The sequence below is a fragment of the Trichocoleus sp. FACHB-90 genome (genome assembly GCF_014695505.1).
Lineage (GTDB): Bacteria > Cyanobacteriota > Cyanobacteriia > Cyanobacteriales > FACHB-T130 > Funiculus > Funiculus sociatus.
In genome coordinates this window covers 40,026-57,375 of sequence record NZ_JACJOK010000003.1, presented here as the reverse complement: position 1 = coordinate 57,375, position 17,350 = coordinate 40,026, and the positions used below count along the sequence as shown (strand labels likewise).

The following is a 17,350-nucleotide window of genomic DNA, read 5'->3' as shown; positions in this document are numbered from 1 at the left end:
CGGAAATCTTCGACAGATTGCAGTGATTCAATTAGAGAGGATCTCATACAACACCCCTAGCTTCACCTCCTCTCAACTTTATAATTTCTACCACCACAATAAATTAGCCCTACGGTATCCAGGGGCCGTGGGAGTGGCGTTTGCCGCTAGCAGCAGACACAGTGAATGGTAAGACGTTTTATTACTATGCTGATGGGAAATTTTATCGCAGCACTGATGGGGGGGCAGATTTTCAAGTTGTAAATTCGTCACTTCCCAAAAAGAAATGGTATTCGGTGAAAACGGTTCCGGGAGTCGAGGGTGAGGTTTGGATGAGCCTTAACAGCGATGGCCTTCACCGATCGACGGACGGTGGCAATACATTTGTGCCAATTACAGGAGTCAAGAGAGCTTATCTATTTGCTTTCGGGAAGCCGCAGCCGGGAAGCACAATTCCAGCTCTGTATTTGTACGGTGAAATTACGAATATGGGTCAGGGAATTTTCCGTTCTCTAGACCAAGGAAAAACCTGGACAGAAATTGGCGATCGCTCACGGCCTATCGGCAAAAACCCCCAAGTAATGGAGGCCAGCAAACAGGAGTTTGGGCTAGTCTTCATTGGTACTGGAGGCAGGGGAATATACTATGGGACTCGCTAGAACAGCAGTTGGTCTATTTGACTGAACACAGATGTTTGTCCAGTACCGTGATAAGGGTATATAGCAATTCTCGCACTCATGAGGTACAGTAACAACAATGAGCAAACCAGTTACGGATATTTTCCTGAGTTACCTCAAGCATGGCGTTGGCAATGGCATCAATTAAATCTTTATATGTTCTTGCTGCTGTCTTTCTCAAGATAGATTTAACTTTTGACCAAAAATTCTCAATTGGGGAAAACTCAGGAGAGTAAGGAGATAAATACAGAAGTTTTGCTCCGGCTTTTTCTATAAATTCTCTTACCATCTCTCCTTGATGGATTTTGGCATTATCCATAACAACACAAGCATCCTTCCAAAGTTTAGGGATTAATTCCTGAACGATAAAGGCTTCAAATGTCACGCCATCTACTGCCCCATATATACTGACTGATGCTATCAGCTCTTGAACGGATAAAGCAGCAATCAAAGAAATATTTTTTCCTCGCTTTTGGGGCTTTTCCCCTCTTGCTCTCTTACCTTTTAACGCTCTGGCGTAAAGCCGTAGCATTGCCAAGTTAACTCCTGATTCATCAATGAAAACCAGGTTCTCTACTGGAATATCTTGGATTTTTGACCAAAACTCAACTCGCTGCTCCTGTACTCTCTCACTTGTTTTTTCTGCGGCGTACAGAGTTTTTTTTTACACTATAGTTTAATTTTTGCGTAATTCTTCCCATCGTGGCTCGACTGACTCTGACTTGTACCTTGTCATCGAGCAAGTCACAAAGTTCTTCGAGCGTCGCGTCATTATTGGCTTCAATGATTTCTACTAAATCAACTAATTGCTCTTCCTTGAGCTTCGGTTCCGGGCTTCCCCCTTGAGGATAAGGATGAATATCTCCTGTTTCTTTATATTGCTTGATTAATTTTTGCAATATTGCTTTTAGCAACATAAAATCGTTGAGCTAGACTCCTTATGGAGATACCTTCCTTTTCATAGACTTCAATTATTTTTTGCCGAAACTCAATCGGATAAGGCCTCATTGCTGATTTTTATAATTTATATACTTCCACCACATCGTACCCCATAACTATGAGAATTGCTATATATAGCGGGAAAAACGCGATCGCACTCCTTGCCAATTCCCGCTGTAAGAACTTCCTTAAATATCGCGCCCCTCAAAGTTATTGTTGAGCAGGAGGGCAGCGAAAACTACCCCATCCGGAGAATTTAAAATTGGAAGTAAATGAAGGGAGAAGGATTTTGAGGTGCTAAGAAAATTAAGCCAAATACGATAAAAAACACCACAAACAGCTCTCTAAATCTATTTAGTTTTAATTTAACACCTTTATTTAATTGGTTTCCTACATAATCGCAAACAATTAAAGCAGGAATAGTCATAATTAAAGAATTTGAAAACCACGGGATTCCTGCTGGATTTGCCAGAAAAAACATTTTTTGAAGAATGAGTAATGAAATGGAGAAATCTGTTGACCTAAAGAAAACCCAGGTCACGCATACAAAGGTAAAGGTTACAAACCAAGCTAAAACGTTGTACAAATATGATGTTAAGTAGCTGGGTCTAAAAAATCCCGAAGTAGCTAACTGTTCAGTCGAGCCTAAAACTGGGCGTTTCACATCTAATTCAGCGGGCTTACTTATCTTGGGGTCTTTTTGTACACGCTCCATATACATCTTGTGAATCGCCAAACCTATGCCGTGTAACCCACCCCAAGCAACAAAATTCCAACTAGCTCCATGCCACAATCCGCCTAGCAACATGGTAACGAAAAGGTTAAAATACTGTCTTTGCTTTCCTTTCCGATTTCCGCCTAGTGGAATGTACAAATAGTCTCTCAACCACGTAGAAAGAGAGATATGCCATCTGCGCCAGAATTCCGTGACGCTGCGAGAAATGTATGGAACGTCAAAGTTTTTTGGAATGTCAAAACCTAGACATTTTCCCACTCCAATTGCCATATCTGTGTAACCACAAAAGTCGCAATAAATTTGAATAGCGTAAGCTATGACAGCAAACCAAAGTGTAATCGAACTATAAGCTTGTGGACTTTGAAAAACCGGATCTACAAAAAGTGCTAATCTGTCAGCAATAAATACTTTTCTAACTAACCCCAGTAAAAATATTTGAAACCCATATATTAAATTTTCCCGTTTTATAATAACGTCTTCTTCTATCTCAGGCAGAAATTGCTTTGGTTTTAAAATTGGACCTGCTATCAAATGTGGAAAGAAAGCCACAAGAAGTGCAAAATCCCAAAAACTTTTAGCTGATTTGTTAATATCCCGATAAATATCAATCGTATAACTCATCACCTCGAAGGTAATGAAAGATATGCCTACAGGAAGTAGGATATTTAAAAAAGGCAGCTTAACATTAAGAGGGCTTAAGAATACATTAGTTGAATCAATAAAAAAGTTAAAATACTTAAAAAAGCTTAAAACCCCTAAGTTGAATACCAGACTTATTATTAGCCAGTCTTTTCTGCTTTTTAAGGTTTTGCTAGATTCCATTTTCAACCCTGCATAATAGTTGAAATAAGTCATAGCGAACATTAACAAGGCAAATCTGTAGTCCCAATAAGCATAAAAATAGTAACTTGCTACCAGAAGAATTCCTCGTTTAATGCGACTAGATTTGACAAGTATCATTAAGAGTAGAACTATGACAAAAAATACTAAGAATTCAATGCTTGAAAATATCATTTTAGTATCCTCTCTTCAAAAATATTTGCCAGACGCTTAGCGCTTAATTCGTGGCCTATTTCGTTGATGTGTCCTCTTCCTCCCAGGATTGTATTGTTAAATCCATGAGCAGGTTTGTAATATGTTTGATAATACTTAAGAAAATCCTCCCTCATATTTATATAGTTAAGATTATTCTTAACAGCCAGTTTATTCAAACTTCTTTCAATTTTAGTCGGGTTTTGATTGGTTATATCAGCATAATTATCAATACTAGGTAAGTACAAAATTACTAAATTTGGGTATTTATCCTTAAGCGTTTTTAGAGTCCAATCTATAACCTCATCGTAATCTGGCGATGGTTTTTTTTCTACTTTAGATTCAGTTGGGTTATTATGGTTTGGTTTAGCCGCCATTGCTTTTTTTAAGTTGTTTCCACCTACTCGTAAAACTGAGTATTCGACCATAAAGCTAAGCTTCGGAAAATTCTGCAAAAAAAATCGAGATAAAGCATTGTCACTATAAAATTCATTAACATATACTGTTTGAAAATTATTTGCTTTTTTGACAACGTGAAATTGCTTGGCTTTGTCTAAAATATCTTCTGTAAAATCTTGATCTACGAGTTGTATGACTACAGTATCTGGCTTAATTTCAGAATCATAAAAGTTTGCTAAATGAATATAATAAGCTGGAGAAGCCCCGTCTCTACCAGCATTGATAGTATTAAAATTTAATTCTAATTTATTATTAATTTCTTTTTCCAGTAAATAAACGTAAGTTTTATCGTCTGAAACTTGAACCGCTTTTGTATACGAATCGCCTAAAATAAGCACTCTGTGTTCATTTTTTTGTTTTGGTGAGATATCTTCTCCCCTCATTCCCAGGTTGTTTAATTTTATTCTACTAAACCCTTCTTCACCTTGGACAGCAATGCCAGCCTTATTAATCCTTCCTAATACCGGATGATTTATAAATCCAGGGTTTTTTGCTACTGTGTTTGATAAAATTACTTCCCACAAAACTAACGCAGATAGTAGTGATGCAAAAGTTTTTAAAATCAGCTTCATTTTATTCTCTCACTCCTTTTTAGGTTAAGAATGCCTTATTTATGAAATCGATGGTAGTTAAATTATTGGCTCCATCCTATATACTTACGTGTTTTGAGTTGGCGGTAGCAGTTGCCAACTATTTATTGCATCATCTTTGCGTTATTCTAGAACTTCTATTAAGCAAAATCTATAAAGATTTTGTAAAGAGTTAGGCATTCTATGTAAAAACGCTGTATTATATTGCCGATACATAAAACATAGGTTACAACTCAAGGAAGTGTAGGCTAAGTAACCAGATGTAACTGGTCATAGCAAATTCATCGCTCATGTGGGGACTCTCTCAAAGCAGCAAAACTCTACAAGCGTACTTACAGACCGATTACTTTTAGATAGCGAGTACCAGTAATGGAGCCTTTGACCCGTCCCCGTGTATTGCTGATTGCGGAATCTGCGAACCCTGATTGGATAAGTGTGCCGCTTGTAGGCTGGTTGCACAGCCGAGCCATTGCTAAGCTGAGTGACTCTCATATAGCCACCCAAAGCTATAACCGCGAGGCATTTGTCCGTGAAGGATGCGTTGAAGGAAAGGACTTCACAGCTATTGACACCGGAGAGGTGCATGAGCCAATTAAGCGCCTCAGTTCCTTTCTGCGCGGTGGCAATGGGAAAGGCTGGACGACAGTTATGGCGCTGTCTGTTTTCACGTATTACTACTTTGAACATTTAATTTGGCGCGAGTTTGGTCAACAGATTACTGATGGGAAGTTCGACATTGTTCACCGCCTCACGCCACTGAGTCCAACCATCCCAAGTCTGCTGGCACAAAAGTGTCACCGGGTAGGAGTGCCGTTTGTGCTGGGACCGCTGAATGGCGGTTTGCCTTGGCCCAAGGAGTTTGAGGCAACGCGACGCGAGGAGAAGGAGTGGCTTTCTTATATCAGATGGGCGTACAAGTTGCTGCCTGGATACGGCTCTACTCGAAAATACGCTACTGCGATCGCGATTGGCTCCCGCGCCACCTGGAACCAGATCCCTGCCCAGTACCGGGACAAGTGCGTGTATATTCCGGAAAACGCGATCGCTCCGGAACGGTTCACCCTGCAACGTACTCGCCAAGCGTCGCGCCCTCTCAAGGCAATCTTTGTCGGTCGTCTTGTACCGTACAAAGGAGCTGATATGCTCCTCGAAGCAGCGGCACCATTAATTCGAGCAGGTGAGTTGACGGTGGAGATTGTCGGTGACGGTCCGGATATGCCCAAGCTCAAGGCACTCCTCAAGCAGGAGAAAATCGAAAGTGGTGTAGAACTCGCCGGCCACGTGGAACACACCCGTCTCCAAGAACGACTCGCTAATGCTGACTTGTTGGGGTTTCCCAGCATTCGTGAGTTCGGTGGTGCTGTGGTAGTTGAAGCAATGATGATGGGGCTGGTGCCGATTGTAGTGGACTATGGTGGTCCCGGCGAACTTGTTACTAAATCCACAGGCTACGCCGTTCCAATGGGTTCGAGAGCGGAAATTGTGGCGCGTTTCCGTGAAATCCTCAGCCGTTTAATTGCTGATCCCAGTATTCTCACTGAAATGGGACAACGCGCCCGCGATCGCGTTTTAACTCATTTCACTTGGGATGCTAAAGCTCGGCAAACCCTTGAGGTATATCGATGGGTTCTTAAATCTAGGACTGATAAACCTAACTTTGGGATGCCGTTAGACGATGTTTAATAACTGAATTACTAAAAATAATTCAGTTATTAAAGGTAATGGCAGACAGTTGAACTGTCTGCCATTACCTTTAAATTTTTGTAGAGACACAATCCAGGGAACAAAAGCTTATTCCCACTTAATGCGTTCCAACCTCATAGACTTCTTCTCTTTTCTAAATGGTGTCTTATAAAGATTCATCTTCTGTTTTAAAATCAACCAGAAAAAGGGAAGGTCGTCTATTAAATATCTCTTCCATAGCCTTTGAGGCTCGGATAAAAGTCTATGCAACCACTCTAAGCCAACATCGCTCATCCATTTGGGAGAGCGTTGTTTATTGCCGGCTTCAAAATCAAGAGAAGCACCTATTGACAAAAATACTTTAATTTTTGGCAACTTGTTTCTATACTTTAAAATCCACTTCTCTTGCTTAGGCGCACCAACCCCTATTGCCAAAGTTGTAGCGCCTGACTTGTTAATCATGTCAACAATTTTCAAACATTCTTCTTCGTTTTTTTCAAATCCAAAAGAGGGAGAATATGAAGCGATTATAATCTCTCTCCCCACTTGATTATTAATTTGTTGTTGAGCTTTACTAGCTACACCTTCGGCAGCCCCTAGTAAGAAAATCTTAACGTTTTCGTTATCTTTGTTGTACGTGTAGAAAGCTGGAAACAGATCCGAACCGGAAAGCTTTTCTTTAAGAGGTGTGCCTAAAAACTTGGAGGCATACATCACTATTTGGCTATCACACACTTTGTAAGTGGCAATATTATACGCCTTGTAAAAATCTCGATCGTTTTGTAACTTAATCAGGTGATCTACATTAGGCGTAAATACGATACCACCAGACGAATCCAGCTTTTCTAGTAATTCTGATTTTGATAAGTTGTCAATGGATACATTCAATACATTAACTTTTTGCATTGACTCCCCTCATTCAGCAATTATACTTGCTTGGACACAGTTACATTGCCAGATTACTATCCCACAAGCCATAAGCGCCTCTACCCTAAGGCAGGTTAAATATGTTCACCATTATGAACCAAGGTAGATTTAAAGTTTTTGTTAAGACTAAGTATTTTCACGTAAAAGCACGCTTTTTCCCTGGGAATAGGACACTCCCAGAAGCTGGCGATCGCATCTCTTCCAAAAACCAGCACCGTCAAAACCCTTTTGGCAATAGCAGTTCAGGCACTCAAAAAAGGTAACGAAGAGTGAATATTCCAACGCTGGCCTGTATAAATCAGCAGCGTAAGATGGGAAAGCGTGAACTTAAAATCCAAAGCTTGGGGCTGAAATTCCGTCCACGCTGCATGAAAGTTCTGCCGCGTCAAGTCTCTAAAGGCTATAGTCATGTGAGGAGCAAAAGGACGCTTCTGGGATAAATCTGCAATTCCCAAGTTTTCCTGCAAATAAGCCCTTAAATCAGCTTGTAAAGCTATAAGTTCTGGCGTTTTGATGACATCGATATAGATAACGCGGGGTGGAAAGGCCCCAAACCCTGATAGGATAATGGGAATCGGTGAGTGACGAAGGGCAAAGGTCTTCAAGGACTCTTCTAAAGATGGCACCGCCTCCACCGACCATTCAAAAGGTGGTTGCAGAGTAATATGCGGGGGAGACTTCAGTGCGCCACTGCTTGCATAGACGCTAGCAAAGTGCTGCTTAATTTCAGTAACATAGTCCTGAATCTCCTGCGGCGGCAAGAGAGCGACAAAAAAGCGGTTTTTTGTTTTGTCCAAGGAATTTTTTAGGTGTAAGTTACTTTACATATATATATATAGATATACAAGGGAAGAAAGTGGATGCCCTGGTTTGTAAAGATTGAAGAAGGCATAGTAGACAAACCAACCTTTGATAAATCTGTACCAGCGCACAAAGCCTATATTCAGGATTTGATTGCCAAAGGACACCAAGCACGTAGCGGTTAATGGATACAGAAACGAGGTGGCATGATGCTATTTGAAGCATCCTCAATGGAAGAAGCGCAAGCTATTGTAGCTCAAGATCCACTGGTGCAAAACGGCTGTGTCAATTACAAACTCTATGAATGGCGAGTGGTTGTTCAATAAAATTGCTTTCCACTTGTCGGCAAATGATGTTATGCTGTAAACGATCCGGACCCATGCGATCGCAACGCCCAAACCTTGTCAGGACCGGAAGGTAGCAGCAACACGGGATGCTTGCGATAGGCGTGGAATCCGGGTCACACCGAAAAGGTGCCGAAACGCCAGTGCTTAGTCTGGAGATTGGTGGGCAGTTCCCTGGTTTCACGCTTATGCTGGAATCAGTAGATACTTGCAGATTCTTCAAGGAGCGACTGGTTGCGATGCCTGGTTTTGGAGATATTGTTAAAAAAGCGTTCTACCTGGGAGTAGGTTTAGCTGCCTCAGCGGGTGAGCAAGCCGGAGAGACATTAGGGGGCTTGCGATCGCAAGCGCAAAAGCTGGCAGACGAAATGGTGGCAAAGGGCGAGATGACAACAGACGAAGCCCGTCGTTTTGTCGATGATATGATGAAACAAGCCCAGCAGCCAATCGTTGAGGAAAACCCCAACGGCAGCAGCACCCCTAGAGAGCCGCGCCGGATTGAAATTCTCACAGAGGATGAAGAGCCAAAAGCCGCGGAAACTAAGGACGTAGATACTATGCGCCAACAGGTGCAAGCACTACAGGATGAACTGCGGCGGCTGAAGCGCGATTAGTCCAGCAACAAAAAGAAGCGCGAGGCAAGGGATGCGCGGGTACGCATCTAGGCAAATAATTAGCATCGCGCTATTAAAATCAACGATTGCTGATTGATTCGGTTGGCTCCGGCTGCGTAGCTGGTAAAAATTAATGCTCTTGTGCTGAGTATTCAAAATGGAAGACTTGCAAAAAGATTTTTTCGAGATGCTGGAAGCAGTGGCTTATGAAGTAGAGCAATTCTTCATTGGCATCACAGAATTAGTAGACGAAGTTGCCGAAAACGTGCAAAGCGTCATAGGAACAGATATCGACCAGTGTTTGCAGGAAATATTTGAACCGCTGGCGGAGATTTATTTAGACTTTGAAGAAATAGTCAACGAGACAGATCAGTCTTTCACTTATATAGTCGATACAGTTGAACCCACGCCACACAAACACCCGGCTTGTATTGGTTGCCGTAATTACCACGGTCAAGTTTACAGCGGTAACTTATTAGTCTGTGGGATGCACCCTTATGGTTGGGAAGATAAAAATTGTCCTGACTGGGAATCTTTTGGTAAAGATTCTACCTCCAGAGATATTTTTTGAGTTTTGAGTTATTAGTCATTAGCTTGTTTTAAAGGACTAATGACCAATAACCAATGACCAACGATCGCTAACAACTACTGATGAGTAAATCGCCAATTCAACAACAACCATCGCCTGAGACACCGCCAGAAATGAAATATGGCGAACGAGAGATTGCCGAGGGACAATTAATTACGTTCCCCAATCCGCGAGTCGGACGTCGCTACGACATTCACATTACATTGCCAGAGTTTACCTGTAAGTGTCCCTTTTCTGGGTATCCTGACTTTGCCACCATCCACGTTAGTTATGTACCTAATGAGCGGGTGGTAGAACTGAAGGCGATCAAACTGTATATAAATAGTTACCGCGATCGCTATATCTCCCACGAAGAATCTGTCAATCAAATTCTCGATGACTTTGTAGCCGCCTGCGATCCCCTAGAAGTAACGATCAAAGGCGATTTTACTCCCCGTGGCAATGTCCACACGGTTATCGAAGTCCGTCACCAGAAATAAAGGGATTGGCAACTAAAAGGCAAAAAAAAGAATTCTTTTCTTGCCTTTTTCCTTTCCCTAATACATTTGCTAACGGTGACATTACCTAAGCTTTCAACAAACGCCGCCAATAAAATCAGTAAGTACACCCTTCTGGATACTTTCCATCAGCTTTTATGCTGATATAGGAGTCTCCAGAAAAAGCGCTTGGCGATTTGGTGTTTATGCAGACATTGCCGGTATATTCAGGATTGACAAAGCTAGAGCGGCAGATCGTTGCTATCAACCAGAAGCAAGCTACCGGAGAGTTGATTGTCGGTTACAAGACTCCTCAATGGCGACTTTGCTTTTTTCTCGGTCAATTAGTTTATGCCGTTGGGGAAACTCATCGAGTCCGACGTTGGCAACGAGCTTTGAAACACCACTGTCCGGATTGGAAAGTTGAAAACGACCAACTAGCTATTACCCAACTTTGGGAATGCCAATTGCTGCATCAAGGGATGGCTCAAGGCCACTTGAGTGCGGCTCAAGTTAAAGCAGTGATGTGTGAGAGTACGCAAGAAGTCTTGTTCTCCATGATCCGCCAGCCGAGTTTATCAGGGTGTTGGCGCGATCGCGAATACCAAGAGCCGCGACTTCCTTTTTACCTCACCTTGTGTTTCTTGGAAATTCAGCACCTTATCCAGCAAAGCCAACACCTTTATCAGCAATGGCAAGGTTTGGGAGTCAGCTATCTCGATCCAGAAATGGCACCCGTCCTTAAGCAGTCTCCGTCTGATGTGACCCAATGTTCTGTAGATACTTTTCTTAATTTAACTGCCTTATTCAATGGTCGATACACCATTTGGGATCTGGCTTTGAAGATGAAGCAACCGCTTACCAGAGTAGCTCGTCTGTTGCATCACTTCTACCAACAAGGCGTAGTGGAACTGCAAACAGTCCCAGATTTTCCTCCCCCCTTAGCACCCAGTTATCTAATTGATGGCATTAGGAAAAGTGAGTCTACCATCGCTTGTGTGGACGACTCTCCTATGGTGGGAGAATATTTAAAAGAGATTCTTGTCCCTGCTGGCTACCGAGTAGTGTACATTCAAGATCCCATTCAAGGGGTTGCGGCCCTCGCCAAGCACAAACCAGACCTGATTTTTTTGGATTTAGTGATGCCAAAAACTGACGGTTATAATGTTTGTAGTTTTCTGCGGAACAGTTCTGCTTTTCGTCAGACTCCCGTAGTTATTCTCACCAGTTGCGATGGTTTAATTAACCGGGTGCGCTCAAAGTTTGTCGGTGCGAATGATTTTTTAACCAAACCTTTTGAAAGCAAGCAAGTTCTGCAAGTTCTCAAAAAGCACTTGCCAAAGAAAAGTGCTGAGTCGTGAGTATTATAAAAGCCCATTTCCTCGTTCTCAGGCTGAGTCTGGGAAAGCTGGGAAAGAGACTCTGCTTCCTTCCCAGCTAGAAATAGGTGAACCCGATTAAGCGATCGCTTGAGCCTCAACAACTGGAACTTCTGCCTTCGAGTGCGCCAGTTTATCGAGAATATCAATTAATTCTCGCTCAAAGGCAACTTGCGCCCGATTGGTTCTGCCACCCACATAGAAGCGATCGCCTTCTTGCAAAGCCCAAATTTGCGAGTGCGAAAAGTAACTCATTACCACGCCCAACATCAGCAAGCCAAAGCCAGCATAAACCATCGGAATGCCTGGATCTGCTTTGATTTGTAAGCCAGTGCTACCAACAACATCAGTAATAGTCAGCTTCACCTTATTAACGTCTACCGACATCCCAGAGCGAACCGTATTAATCAGCTGACCTTTAGCATCATAAAGTAGCAGCGTTCCCTGCAAATCTTTCGCCAGCAGGGAAACTCCCTCACTCAAATCTGGTTTAGTCGGAATCCAAGTTCCCCAAATTCTACCCCTACCGCCAGTATCTAATAAAGACATCGGCAACTGTAAAACCGGGCTATTGTTCAACTTTACCCGGATAGCTGCGACTCCCCAATCAGTTTGATAGAAGGTCACGCCTTTGTAGCGCAACGGCTGATTGACGTGAATCGTCTTATGGTCAACTTCTTGCCCTCCATTATCCAGCACCGACAAATCCGAATAAAACTGGTCAATTCTACCTTCTGGCGTATAGTCAATCCAGAAGCGATTCACCCGCACCGACCAATCTTTAGGAACTTGCGGCAGCGCCCAGGAACCAGCTTCAATAATATTTTTCACCTGAAAAGTTTCGCCGCTTGGCACCATTTCCTGTGCCACAAATCCGGTGATTGACCCCCAAATCGCCCCCGCCAGAATCAGTAACATACTGGCATGAACCACAATCGGGCCAATGCGACCGACAATTCCCTTACGGGCGTAAAGTGTATCTCCTTCTTGAAAAACTTTGTAGCGTCGTTGCTGCAACAACTGGGTAAGCGTACTCAGCGAACCTCTATCTAGTTCCGCACTTAAGGCAAGTTTCTCAAACTGTCGGGGTTGGTCGTAAAACTTCCACCGCCGCGCAGCTTTCAAAGCTGGAAACTGGCGAGTAAAGGTACAGGCGGTTAAGCTGCTGCCAAACAAAATCATTATTGACAAAAACCACCAAGTACGATACACATGATCCAATCCGATTACCTGAATTACCTTCCAAGTCAGGAAACCGAACAGGGCGGGATGTTCTGGATAATTAGCTTGGTAGAAAGCGGGAGATTGACCTTGTTCGATTACCGTACCAGAGATGCTGAAGAATGCGATCGCTAGTAACAGCGCGATCGCTAACCGCAAATCGGAGAGCAACGGTAACAACTCCCGCCGAAAGAAATTTTTAGGAGTTGACACCAAATTTGATAAAAAAGAATCTTTTCCAGTCATTTTTTGATAATTGCTAATAGGTAATAGCTAATAGCTAATTGTTTTTATTACCATTAGCCATTAACCTACAGGAAGCCGAGACAGCAGCGAAAATACACCAAACCCCACTAACAAAGCGCCGCTGACCGGGTTTATCCAACCAGACCATTGACGCAACTCCAGCAACTTTTTAATAGAAGCAGTAAAAGTCCCCGCCAAAATCAAAGGTGCAACGTATCCCGCCGTATAGGATAGCAGCAAAACTCCACCTAATACAAAATCTTGCGTCGTGGCAACCCAACCCAACAAAGTTGCCAAAACAGGGGTACTGCAAGGGGAAGCTATCACCCCAAAAGTTAAGCCGATCAGATAAGAACGGACACCCTCTGGTAAGTCTTTAGAAATCCATTCAAAACCACCCCAAGCAGGCAACTGTAAAGGCAATGCTTCGAGTAAATTTAACCCCATCAGGATTGCCAAAAGACTGACAATTATCGGCAAACCGAATCCTACCTGACCGTAAACTCGTCCCACCAAACCTGCCAAGATTCCCAAACCCGCCAGCGTCGTTGCCAATCCGAGTGAAAACCAAGTCGATTGGGCAGCGGCTTGCAGGCGGCTTTTAGTTTCATATCCCCCAATGTAGCCAATGGTAATTGGCAACATGGAAAGCATACAGGGTGTCAGGCTGGTAAATAACCCTGCTGCAAAAATGACTGCGATGCTGAGAAAGCCCAAATGTGTCAGCTGGGTAGAGACGAGGTGATTAGCAAATTGTTCTAATTCATAAAGTCTAGTAGAGAGAGTTTCAAACATGGGGCAGTCGGCGTGTAAAATGCTTGCTCTGCTTGAATTTTAGCTCACTTAGACTGGTGATTTTGGTAGGCAACTCCAAGACCTCATCTAAGCATTAGGCTTTTGGATAACCCGACGCGATCGCCCCTGAACAAACCTCCGTCCCTGCAAAGGCACAACCTCAGCCTCACTACTTTCTCTCGCCACCCGAATCAACAGCCCCGCCGCCATCAAACTCGCAATCATCGAATTGCCACCATAGCTAAACAACGGCAACGGCAAACCAGTTGTAGGCAAAACGCCCGTAGCAACACCAATATTCAGCAGCGACTGCCCCACCATCAAAACCATTGTTCCAATCGCCACCAACCGATGAATGGGAGTTTTAGCCCTCATCGCCACCATCAGCGCCAGCGTCGCATAAGCCATCAGCAACACTATCAACAGCAAACTGCCTGCAAAGCCGAACTCCTCTGCATACACCGCAAAAATAAAATCCGTGTACTGAATCGGCAAATAAAACAGCTTCTGTTGCGACAGCCCAAAACCAGACCCCCAAGTACCGCCAGACCCTACCGCCAGTAAACTTTGAACCAGCTGGTATCCATCTTGCATCGGATCAGCCCAAGGATTGAGAAACGACATCACCCGCCGCCGCTGATATTCCTTCACGCTGATACTGATCGTTGCCAAAAGCAACCCGCCCAGCGCCGTTCCCCCCAAATAGGAAAAAGGCAACCCAGCCGCAAGCGCAATCAGCCACAAAGTCATTCCGCACAGCGCAGTTGTACTTAAGTTCGGCTGTAGGAGAATTCCCACAAGTACGCAGCAAAAAATAAACAGCCACGTCAATCGCGCCCTCCAAGTCAGCCTATCCCAGTTTCCAAAAATGCGAGCGCTTTGCAACACCAAAAACGGCTTAATCAACTCAGAAGGTTGCAGCGGAAACGGCCCCAAGGCAATCCAGCGCGTGGCACCATTAGTTGTGGTTCCTACTCCCGGAATTAGAGTGACGAAAATTACCCCCAGCAGCAGTATCACACCCCAATTGGCTATTCCCAGTACATGACGTAGGGGGAAATTTACCACCACGTTAAATACCAATAGCCCCAGCATCACCGAGATAATTTGTCGCTTGAAGTAGTAGAGTCCATCCCCATACTCAGCATCCCCACTGGGATAAGATGCTGAGAACAGAACCACTAAGCCGATAAATAGCCAGAGGAAAGTCAGCCACCTCAACAACCGGGCATCTATTGCCCAATCTTGGACGGCGGGATTAAAAAAGGGAACTAGCTGACGTAAATTCACAAAAGACGTGGCTTTTGAAGTGACATTCAATCGCTGCATGATAGCAATTTAACGCGCAAAAGCAAACCCCTTTAAACCCAGATACAGAGTTGTAGCAGGTCTTTGATTTTTAACTCTAAGTGAACCGTATTGATTTAACCCCTAAATACTGTGCGGCAGGAGTCTCACTTTTACCCTATGGGTTTAAAAGGGAAACTCCTGCCGCCTTTGTTAAAAATTCTGTAAATTAGCCTGCGAAAGAAGGAATTAAAGCAGTCCAGTATTGACCCCAGGCTTACCAGTAGCTAACTCAACCTTAACGATTTTTCCACCCATTTTCATAATCCGCTGCTGTTCGCGAAACCAGTTTTCGTAGGGAACCAGTTTCGTGAAATAAGTGTTTTGCAACTCCCGCTGAGTCCGAATACGGGTCTGGCTGGGGACACAGGCAGTAATTTTAAACATCCGCATGGGTGTATTTCTCCTATTAAGCTGAGTAAATTTTTGATTTGAAACGCTCTTGGGATTTACGCATCCCTATCATACAGAAGGCTGGGAGTCAAGAGTCAATGCTAGACCGTTAAAACTCATTAACTGAATTAAACAAGCCTTTGACGGGCTAGCACTCACTCCAGACTTCCCAGACTTCGCCAGACAAAATGCTCGCCTGTTGAACTTCAGCGATTAACCGAAAATCGCTTAGCTCAAACCAGAGCAGATGTAGTCAAAATAGACGCCCATTTCCTTACCAGCGTCAGCACCAACCAAGCTGGCGGTGACTTCTTTCATGGCTTGGATAGACTGCACAGTTGCAGCAACGGGAACGCCTAGAGAGTTGTAGGTTTCTTTCAGACCATTCAACACGCGCTCATCCAGAATGGATGGGTCGCCAGCCAACATGGCATAGGTGGAATAGCGGAGGTAGTAGTCCAGGTCGCGGATGCAAGCAGCATAGCGACGGGTGGTGTACATATTGCCGCCGGGACGGGTGATGTCCGAGTACAGCAGGGACTTAGCAACAGCTTCTTTAACAATGGTGGCGGCGTTAGCGCTGATTGTGCTTGCTGCACGAACCCGCAGTTCGCCTGTTTGGAAGTAGCCCTTGAGCTTTTCTAAGGCACCAGTGTCCAGGTATTTGCCTTGAACGTCGGAGGAATTGATAACAGCAGTAATTGCGTCTTGCATTTTTTTGTTTCCTTATCTCACGTAGTCAGATCTAAATCAAGAGCAGGGAAGGGGAAACACCCTACTGCATGGCACCAATCACGTAGTCGAAGTAAGAACCTGCTTCAGCAGCTTCTTCTCCAGACATCATTGAGGAAGCAGCATTCTTCATAGCGCGAACGCCTTCGGCTACTGCTTCAATTGGGGTACCCAGAGACTTGTACATTTCGCGAACGCCAACCAAACCGATTTCTTCAATCGGAGTAACGTCGCCGGAAACGATTCCGTAGGTTACTAGACGCAGGTAGTAGTCTAGGTCGCGCAGGCAAGTGGCGGTCATTTCTTCGCCGTAGGCATTGCCACCGGGGGAAACAACATCAGGACGCTTTTGGAACAGCTGGTCGCCGGCTTGCTTAACGATGCGCTCGCGGGAATCGGTCAACATTTGGGCAATCCGCAGACGCTTTTCACCGGAGGTGACGAAGTTCTTGATCCGGTCTAATTCGCCTGGGCTGAGATAGCGAGCCTCGGCATCGGCATTCACGATAGATTTCGTGACGATACTCATTTCTGGATTCCTCCAATCAAAAGAAGTTTTTAATTCAGATAGGCTGAAACTGGCATTCTGCAAGGAATGTCTGAGTTTATCGCTGCTATTAGATGTACTTTACGCTTAAAGTGTGCGATTTAGTATCTCTAGCATTTTTCAGCGTAACTGTCGGTACACACCGCCTCAGACTCAGCTACCTTCCGCAAATAATTCTGCGGCATTACGTTCACATTCCAAGTCTGTTCTTAATACTTTTTAACATTTATCCTCATTTAGGGGCTTTCCGAAGGCGATCGCGCCTAGTCTTGAGTGGTAGCGATCGCGCCTGGGATTTGTGAACTACTCTCTCCTGCGGCATAACTCACAGGAGGGGAGGACTGTCCTTCATCGCTTGGGTGTGCCAAAACCAAGGTCAACAACTTGGTTCCGTGGCCTGGAGGTGAGAATAGGGCATAGGGCAGCGTTACAAAATTATTTAGCTATTGGGAGTTGGGGGCTTTTCTTTTTCTCTTCCTCCCCGTCCTCTCTTTTTTTCGCGGTTTAATTTACTATTCAAATTTTTGCTAAAAAGATAGCGATCGCACCCAAAGCTGCCCCATGAAATAAATTTTGGCAATACTAATTAAACCATGTTTTTTTTGGCAGTAAGCAATCAATTATAAAGCTGCCAAACACCGCAGCGAAAAAATACAATTCTGCTTCATCCAAAAGAAGTAGAACGCCTCAAAAACTTTTATGGTAATTTTAGATTGGGTAAGATACATCTGTAGGAACATGGCATTGCAATGTCCCTACCAACGTAGACCAGACTTCAGAACCGTGATATATTCTACCCACCTGAGAAACGCTATACACCTTCAAAGAACCCTTAGCAGTATTG

At 44.0% G+C, this 17,350-nt stretch carries 17 protein-coding genes, 1 other RNA gene and 2 pseudogenes; 9 read left to right on the top strand and 11 right to left on the bottom strand.

Going from position 1 to position 17,350, the window contains the following annotated elements:
- Positions 1–140 precede the first annotated feature (140 nt).
- Entirely contained in the window at positions 141–638 is a 498-nt protein-coding gene (locus H6F74_RS00360) for a hypothetical protein (RefSeq protein ID WP_190434585.1), read from the top strand.
- A 76-nt stretch (positions 639–714) separates the two neighbouring features.
- On the opposite strand, the pseudogene H6F74_RS00355 reads toward H6F74_RS00360, so the two are convergent.
- The 3 genes and pseudogenes from H6F74_RS00355 to H6F74_RS00345 all read right to left on the bottom strand — a co-directional run bounded on the left by H6F74_RS00355 (position 715) and on the right by H6F74_RS00345 (position 4,394).
- Positions 715–1,664: pseudogene (locus tag H6F74_RS00355) on the bottom strand (IS630 family transposase).
- 187 nt (positions 1,665–1,851) lie between these two features.
- Positions 1,852–3,345, bottom strand: a complete 1,494-nt coding sequence (locus H6F74_RS00350; RefSeq protein ID WP_190434581.1) for an MBOAT family protein — start codon at positions 3,343–3,345, stop codon at positions 1,852–1,854.
- Positions 3,342–4,394 carry an SGNH/GDSL hydrolase family protein gene (locus H6F74_RS00345; protein WP_190434578.1) on the bottom strand — a complete coding sequence of 351 codons (1,053 nt, stop codon included), beginning with the start codon at positions 4,392–4,394 and terminating at the stop codon, positions 3,342–3,344. The genes H6F74_RS00350 and H6F74_RS00345 overlap by 4 nt, the downstream gene beginning before the upstream one ends.
- 387 nt (positions 4,395–4,781) lie before the next feature.
- On the opposite strand from H6F74_RS00345, the gene H6F74_RS00340 reads away from it, so the two are divergent.
- On the top strand, positions 4,782–6,095 hold the full coding sequence (locus H6F74_RS00340; RefSeq protein ID WP_190434575.1) for a glycosyltransferase family 4 protein: 1,314 nt from the start codon (positions 4,782–4,784) through the stop codon (positions 6,093–6,095).
- Between the two features lie 108 nt (positions 6,096–6,203).
- On the opposite strand, the gene H6F74_RS00335 is transcribed toward H6F74_RS00340, so the two are convergent.
- Positions 6,204–7,001, bottom strand: coding sequence for a WecB/TagA/CpsF family glycosyltransferase (locus tag H6F74_RS00335; protein ID WP_190434571.1), 798 nt, complete (start codon positions 6,999–7,001; stop codon positions 6,204–6,206).
- A gap of 263 nt (positions 7,002–7,264) precedes the next feature.
- Positions 7,265–7,819: a 2'-5' RNA ligase family protein gene (locus H6F74_RS00330; RefSeq protein ID WP_190434568.1), complete on the bottom strand. Its 555-nt coding sequence runs from the start codon at positions 7,817–7,819 to the stop codon at positions 7,265–7,267.
- A gap of 63 nt (positions 7,820–7,882) precedes the next feature.
- Between H6F74_RS00330 and H6F74_RS00325 the strand changes: the two are divergent.
- The 6 genes and pseudogenes from H6F74_RS00325 to H6F74_RS00300 all read left to right on the top strand — a co-directional run bounded on the left by H6F74_RS00325 (position 7,883) and on the right by H6F74_RS00300 (position 11,207).
- Positions 7,883–8,149, top strand: a pseudogene (locus tag H6F74_RS00325) (YciI family protein).
- A gap of 42 nt (positions 8,150–8,191) precedes the next feature.
- Positions 8,192–8,288, top strand: an RNA gene (ffs, locus tag H6F74_RS00320) — signal recognition particle sRNA small type.
- 118 nt (positions 8,289–8,406) lie between these two features.
- Positions 8,407–8,781, top strand: a complete 375-nt coding sequence (locus H6F74_RS00315; protein ID WP_190434602.1) for a phasin family protein — start codon at positions 8,407–8,409, stop codon at positions 8,779–8,781.
- 157 nt (positions 8,782–8,938) lie between these two features.
- The gene (locus H6F74_RS00310) at positions 8,939–9,352 is read left to right on the top strand and encodes a hypothetical protein (RefSeq protein WP_190434565.1); all 414 of its coding nucleotides are present in this window, start codon (positions 8,939–8,941) and stop codon (positions 9,350–9,352) included.
- An 80-nt stretch (positions 9,353–9,432) separates the two neighbouring features.
- Positions 9,433–9,849 (top strand): preQ(1) synthase, encoded by a 417-nt coding sequence (gene queF, locus H6F74_RS00305; protein WP_206755947.1) that lies wholly within the window; start codon positions 9,433–9,435, stop codon positions 9,847–9,849.
- A 203-nt stretch (positions 9,850–10,052) separates the two neighbouring features.
- On the top strand, positions 10,053–11,207 hold the full coding sequence (locus tag H6F74_RS00300; RefSeq protein WP_190434563.1) for a response regulator: 1,155 nt from the start codon (positions 10,053–10,055) through the stop codon (positions 11,205–11,207).
- A gap of 96 nt (positions 11,208–11,303) precedes the next feature.
- Here the strand turns inward: H6F74_RS00300 and H6F74_RS00295 are convergent, their stop codons facing one another.
- The 6 genes from H6F74_RS00295 to apcA all read right to left on the bottom strand — a co-directional run bounded on the left by H6F74_RS00295 (position 11,304) and on the right by apcA (position 16,488).
- A complete protein-coding gene (locus H6F74_RS00295; protein WP_190434560.1) occupies positions 11,304–12,692 on the bottom strand; it encodes a cytochrome c biogenesis protein in 1,389 nt (462 codons plus the stop codon).
- 60 nt (positions 12,693–12,752) lie between these two features.
- Positions 12,753–13,487: a cytochrome c biogenesis protein CcdA gene (locus H6F74_RS00290; protein WP_190434557.1), complete on the bottom strand. Its 735-nt coding sequence runs from the start codon at positions 13,485–13,487 to the stop codon at positions 12,753–12,755.
- Positions 13,488–13,574: 87 nt separating this feature from the next.
- Entirely contained in the window at positions 13,575–14,816 is a 1,242-nt protein-coding gene (locus H6F74_RS00285; protein WP_199300721.1) for an FtsW/RodA/SpoVE family cell cycle protein, read from the bottom strand.
- Positions 14,817–15,023: 207 nt separating this feature from the next.
- Complete coding sequence (locus H6F74_RS00280; RefSeq protein ID WP_190411193.1) at positions 15,024–15,227, bottom strand: phycobilisome linker polypeptide; 204 nt, start codon at positions 15,225–15,227, stop codon at positions 15,024–15,026.
- A 228-nt stretch (positions 15,228–15,455) separates the two neighbouring features.
- A complete protein-coding gene (gene apcB, locus H6F74_RS00275) occupies positions 15,456–15,941 on the bottom strand; it encodes an allophycocyanin subunit beta (protein WP_190420373.1) in 486 nt (161 codons plus the stop codon).
- 61 nt (positions 15,942–16,002) lie between these two features.
- On the bottom strand, positions 16,003–16,488 hold the full coding sequence (gene apcA / locus H6F74_RS00270) for an allophycocyanin subunit alpha (RefSeq protein ID WP_190434555.1): 486 nt from the start codon (positions 16,486–16,488) through the stop codon (positions 16,003–16,005).
- A 92-nt stretch (positions 16,489–16,580) separates the two neighbouring features.
- Here apcA and H6F74_RS00265 point away from each other — a divergent pair, with 92 nt between their 5' ends.
- Complete coding sequence (locus tag H6F74_RS00265) at positions 16,581–16,808, top strand: hypothetical protein (RefSeq protein WP_190434553.1); 228 nt, start codon at positions 16,581–16,583, stop codon at positions 16,806–16,808.
- Positions 16,809–17,350 lie beyond the last annotated feature (542 nt).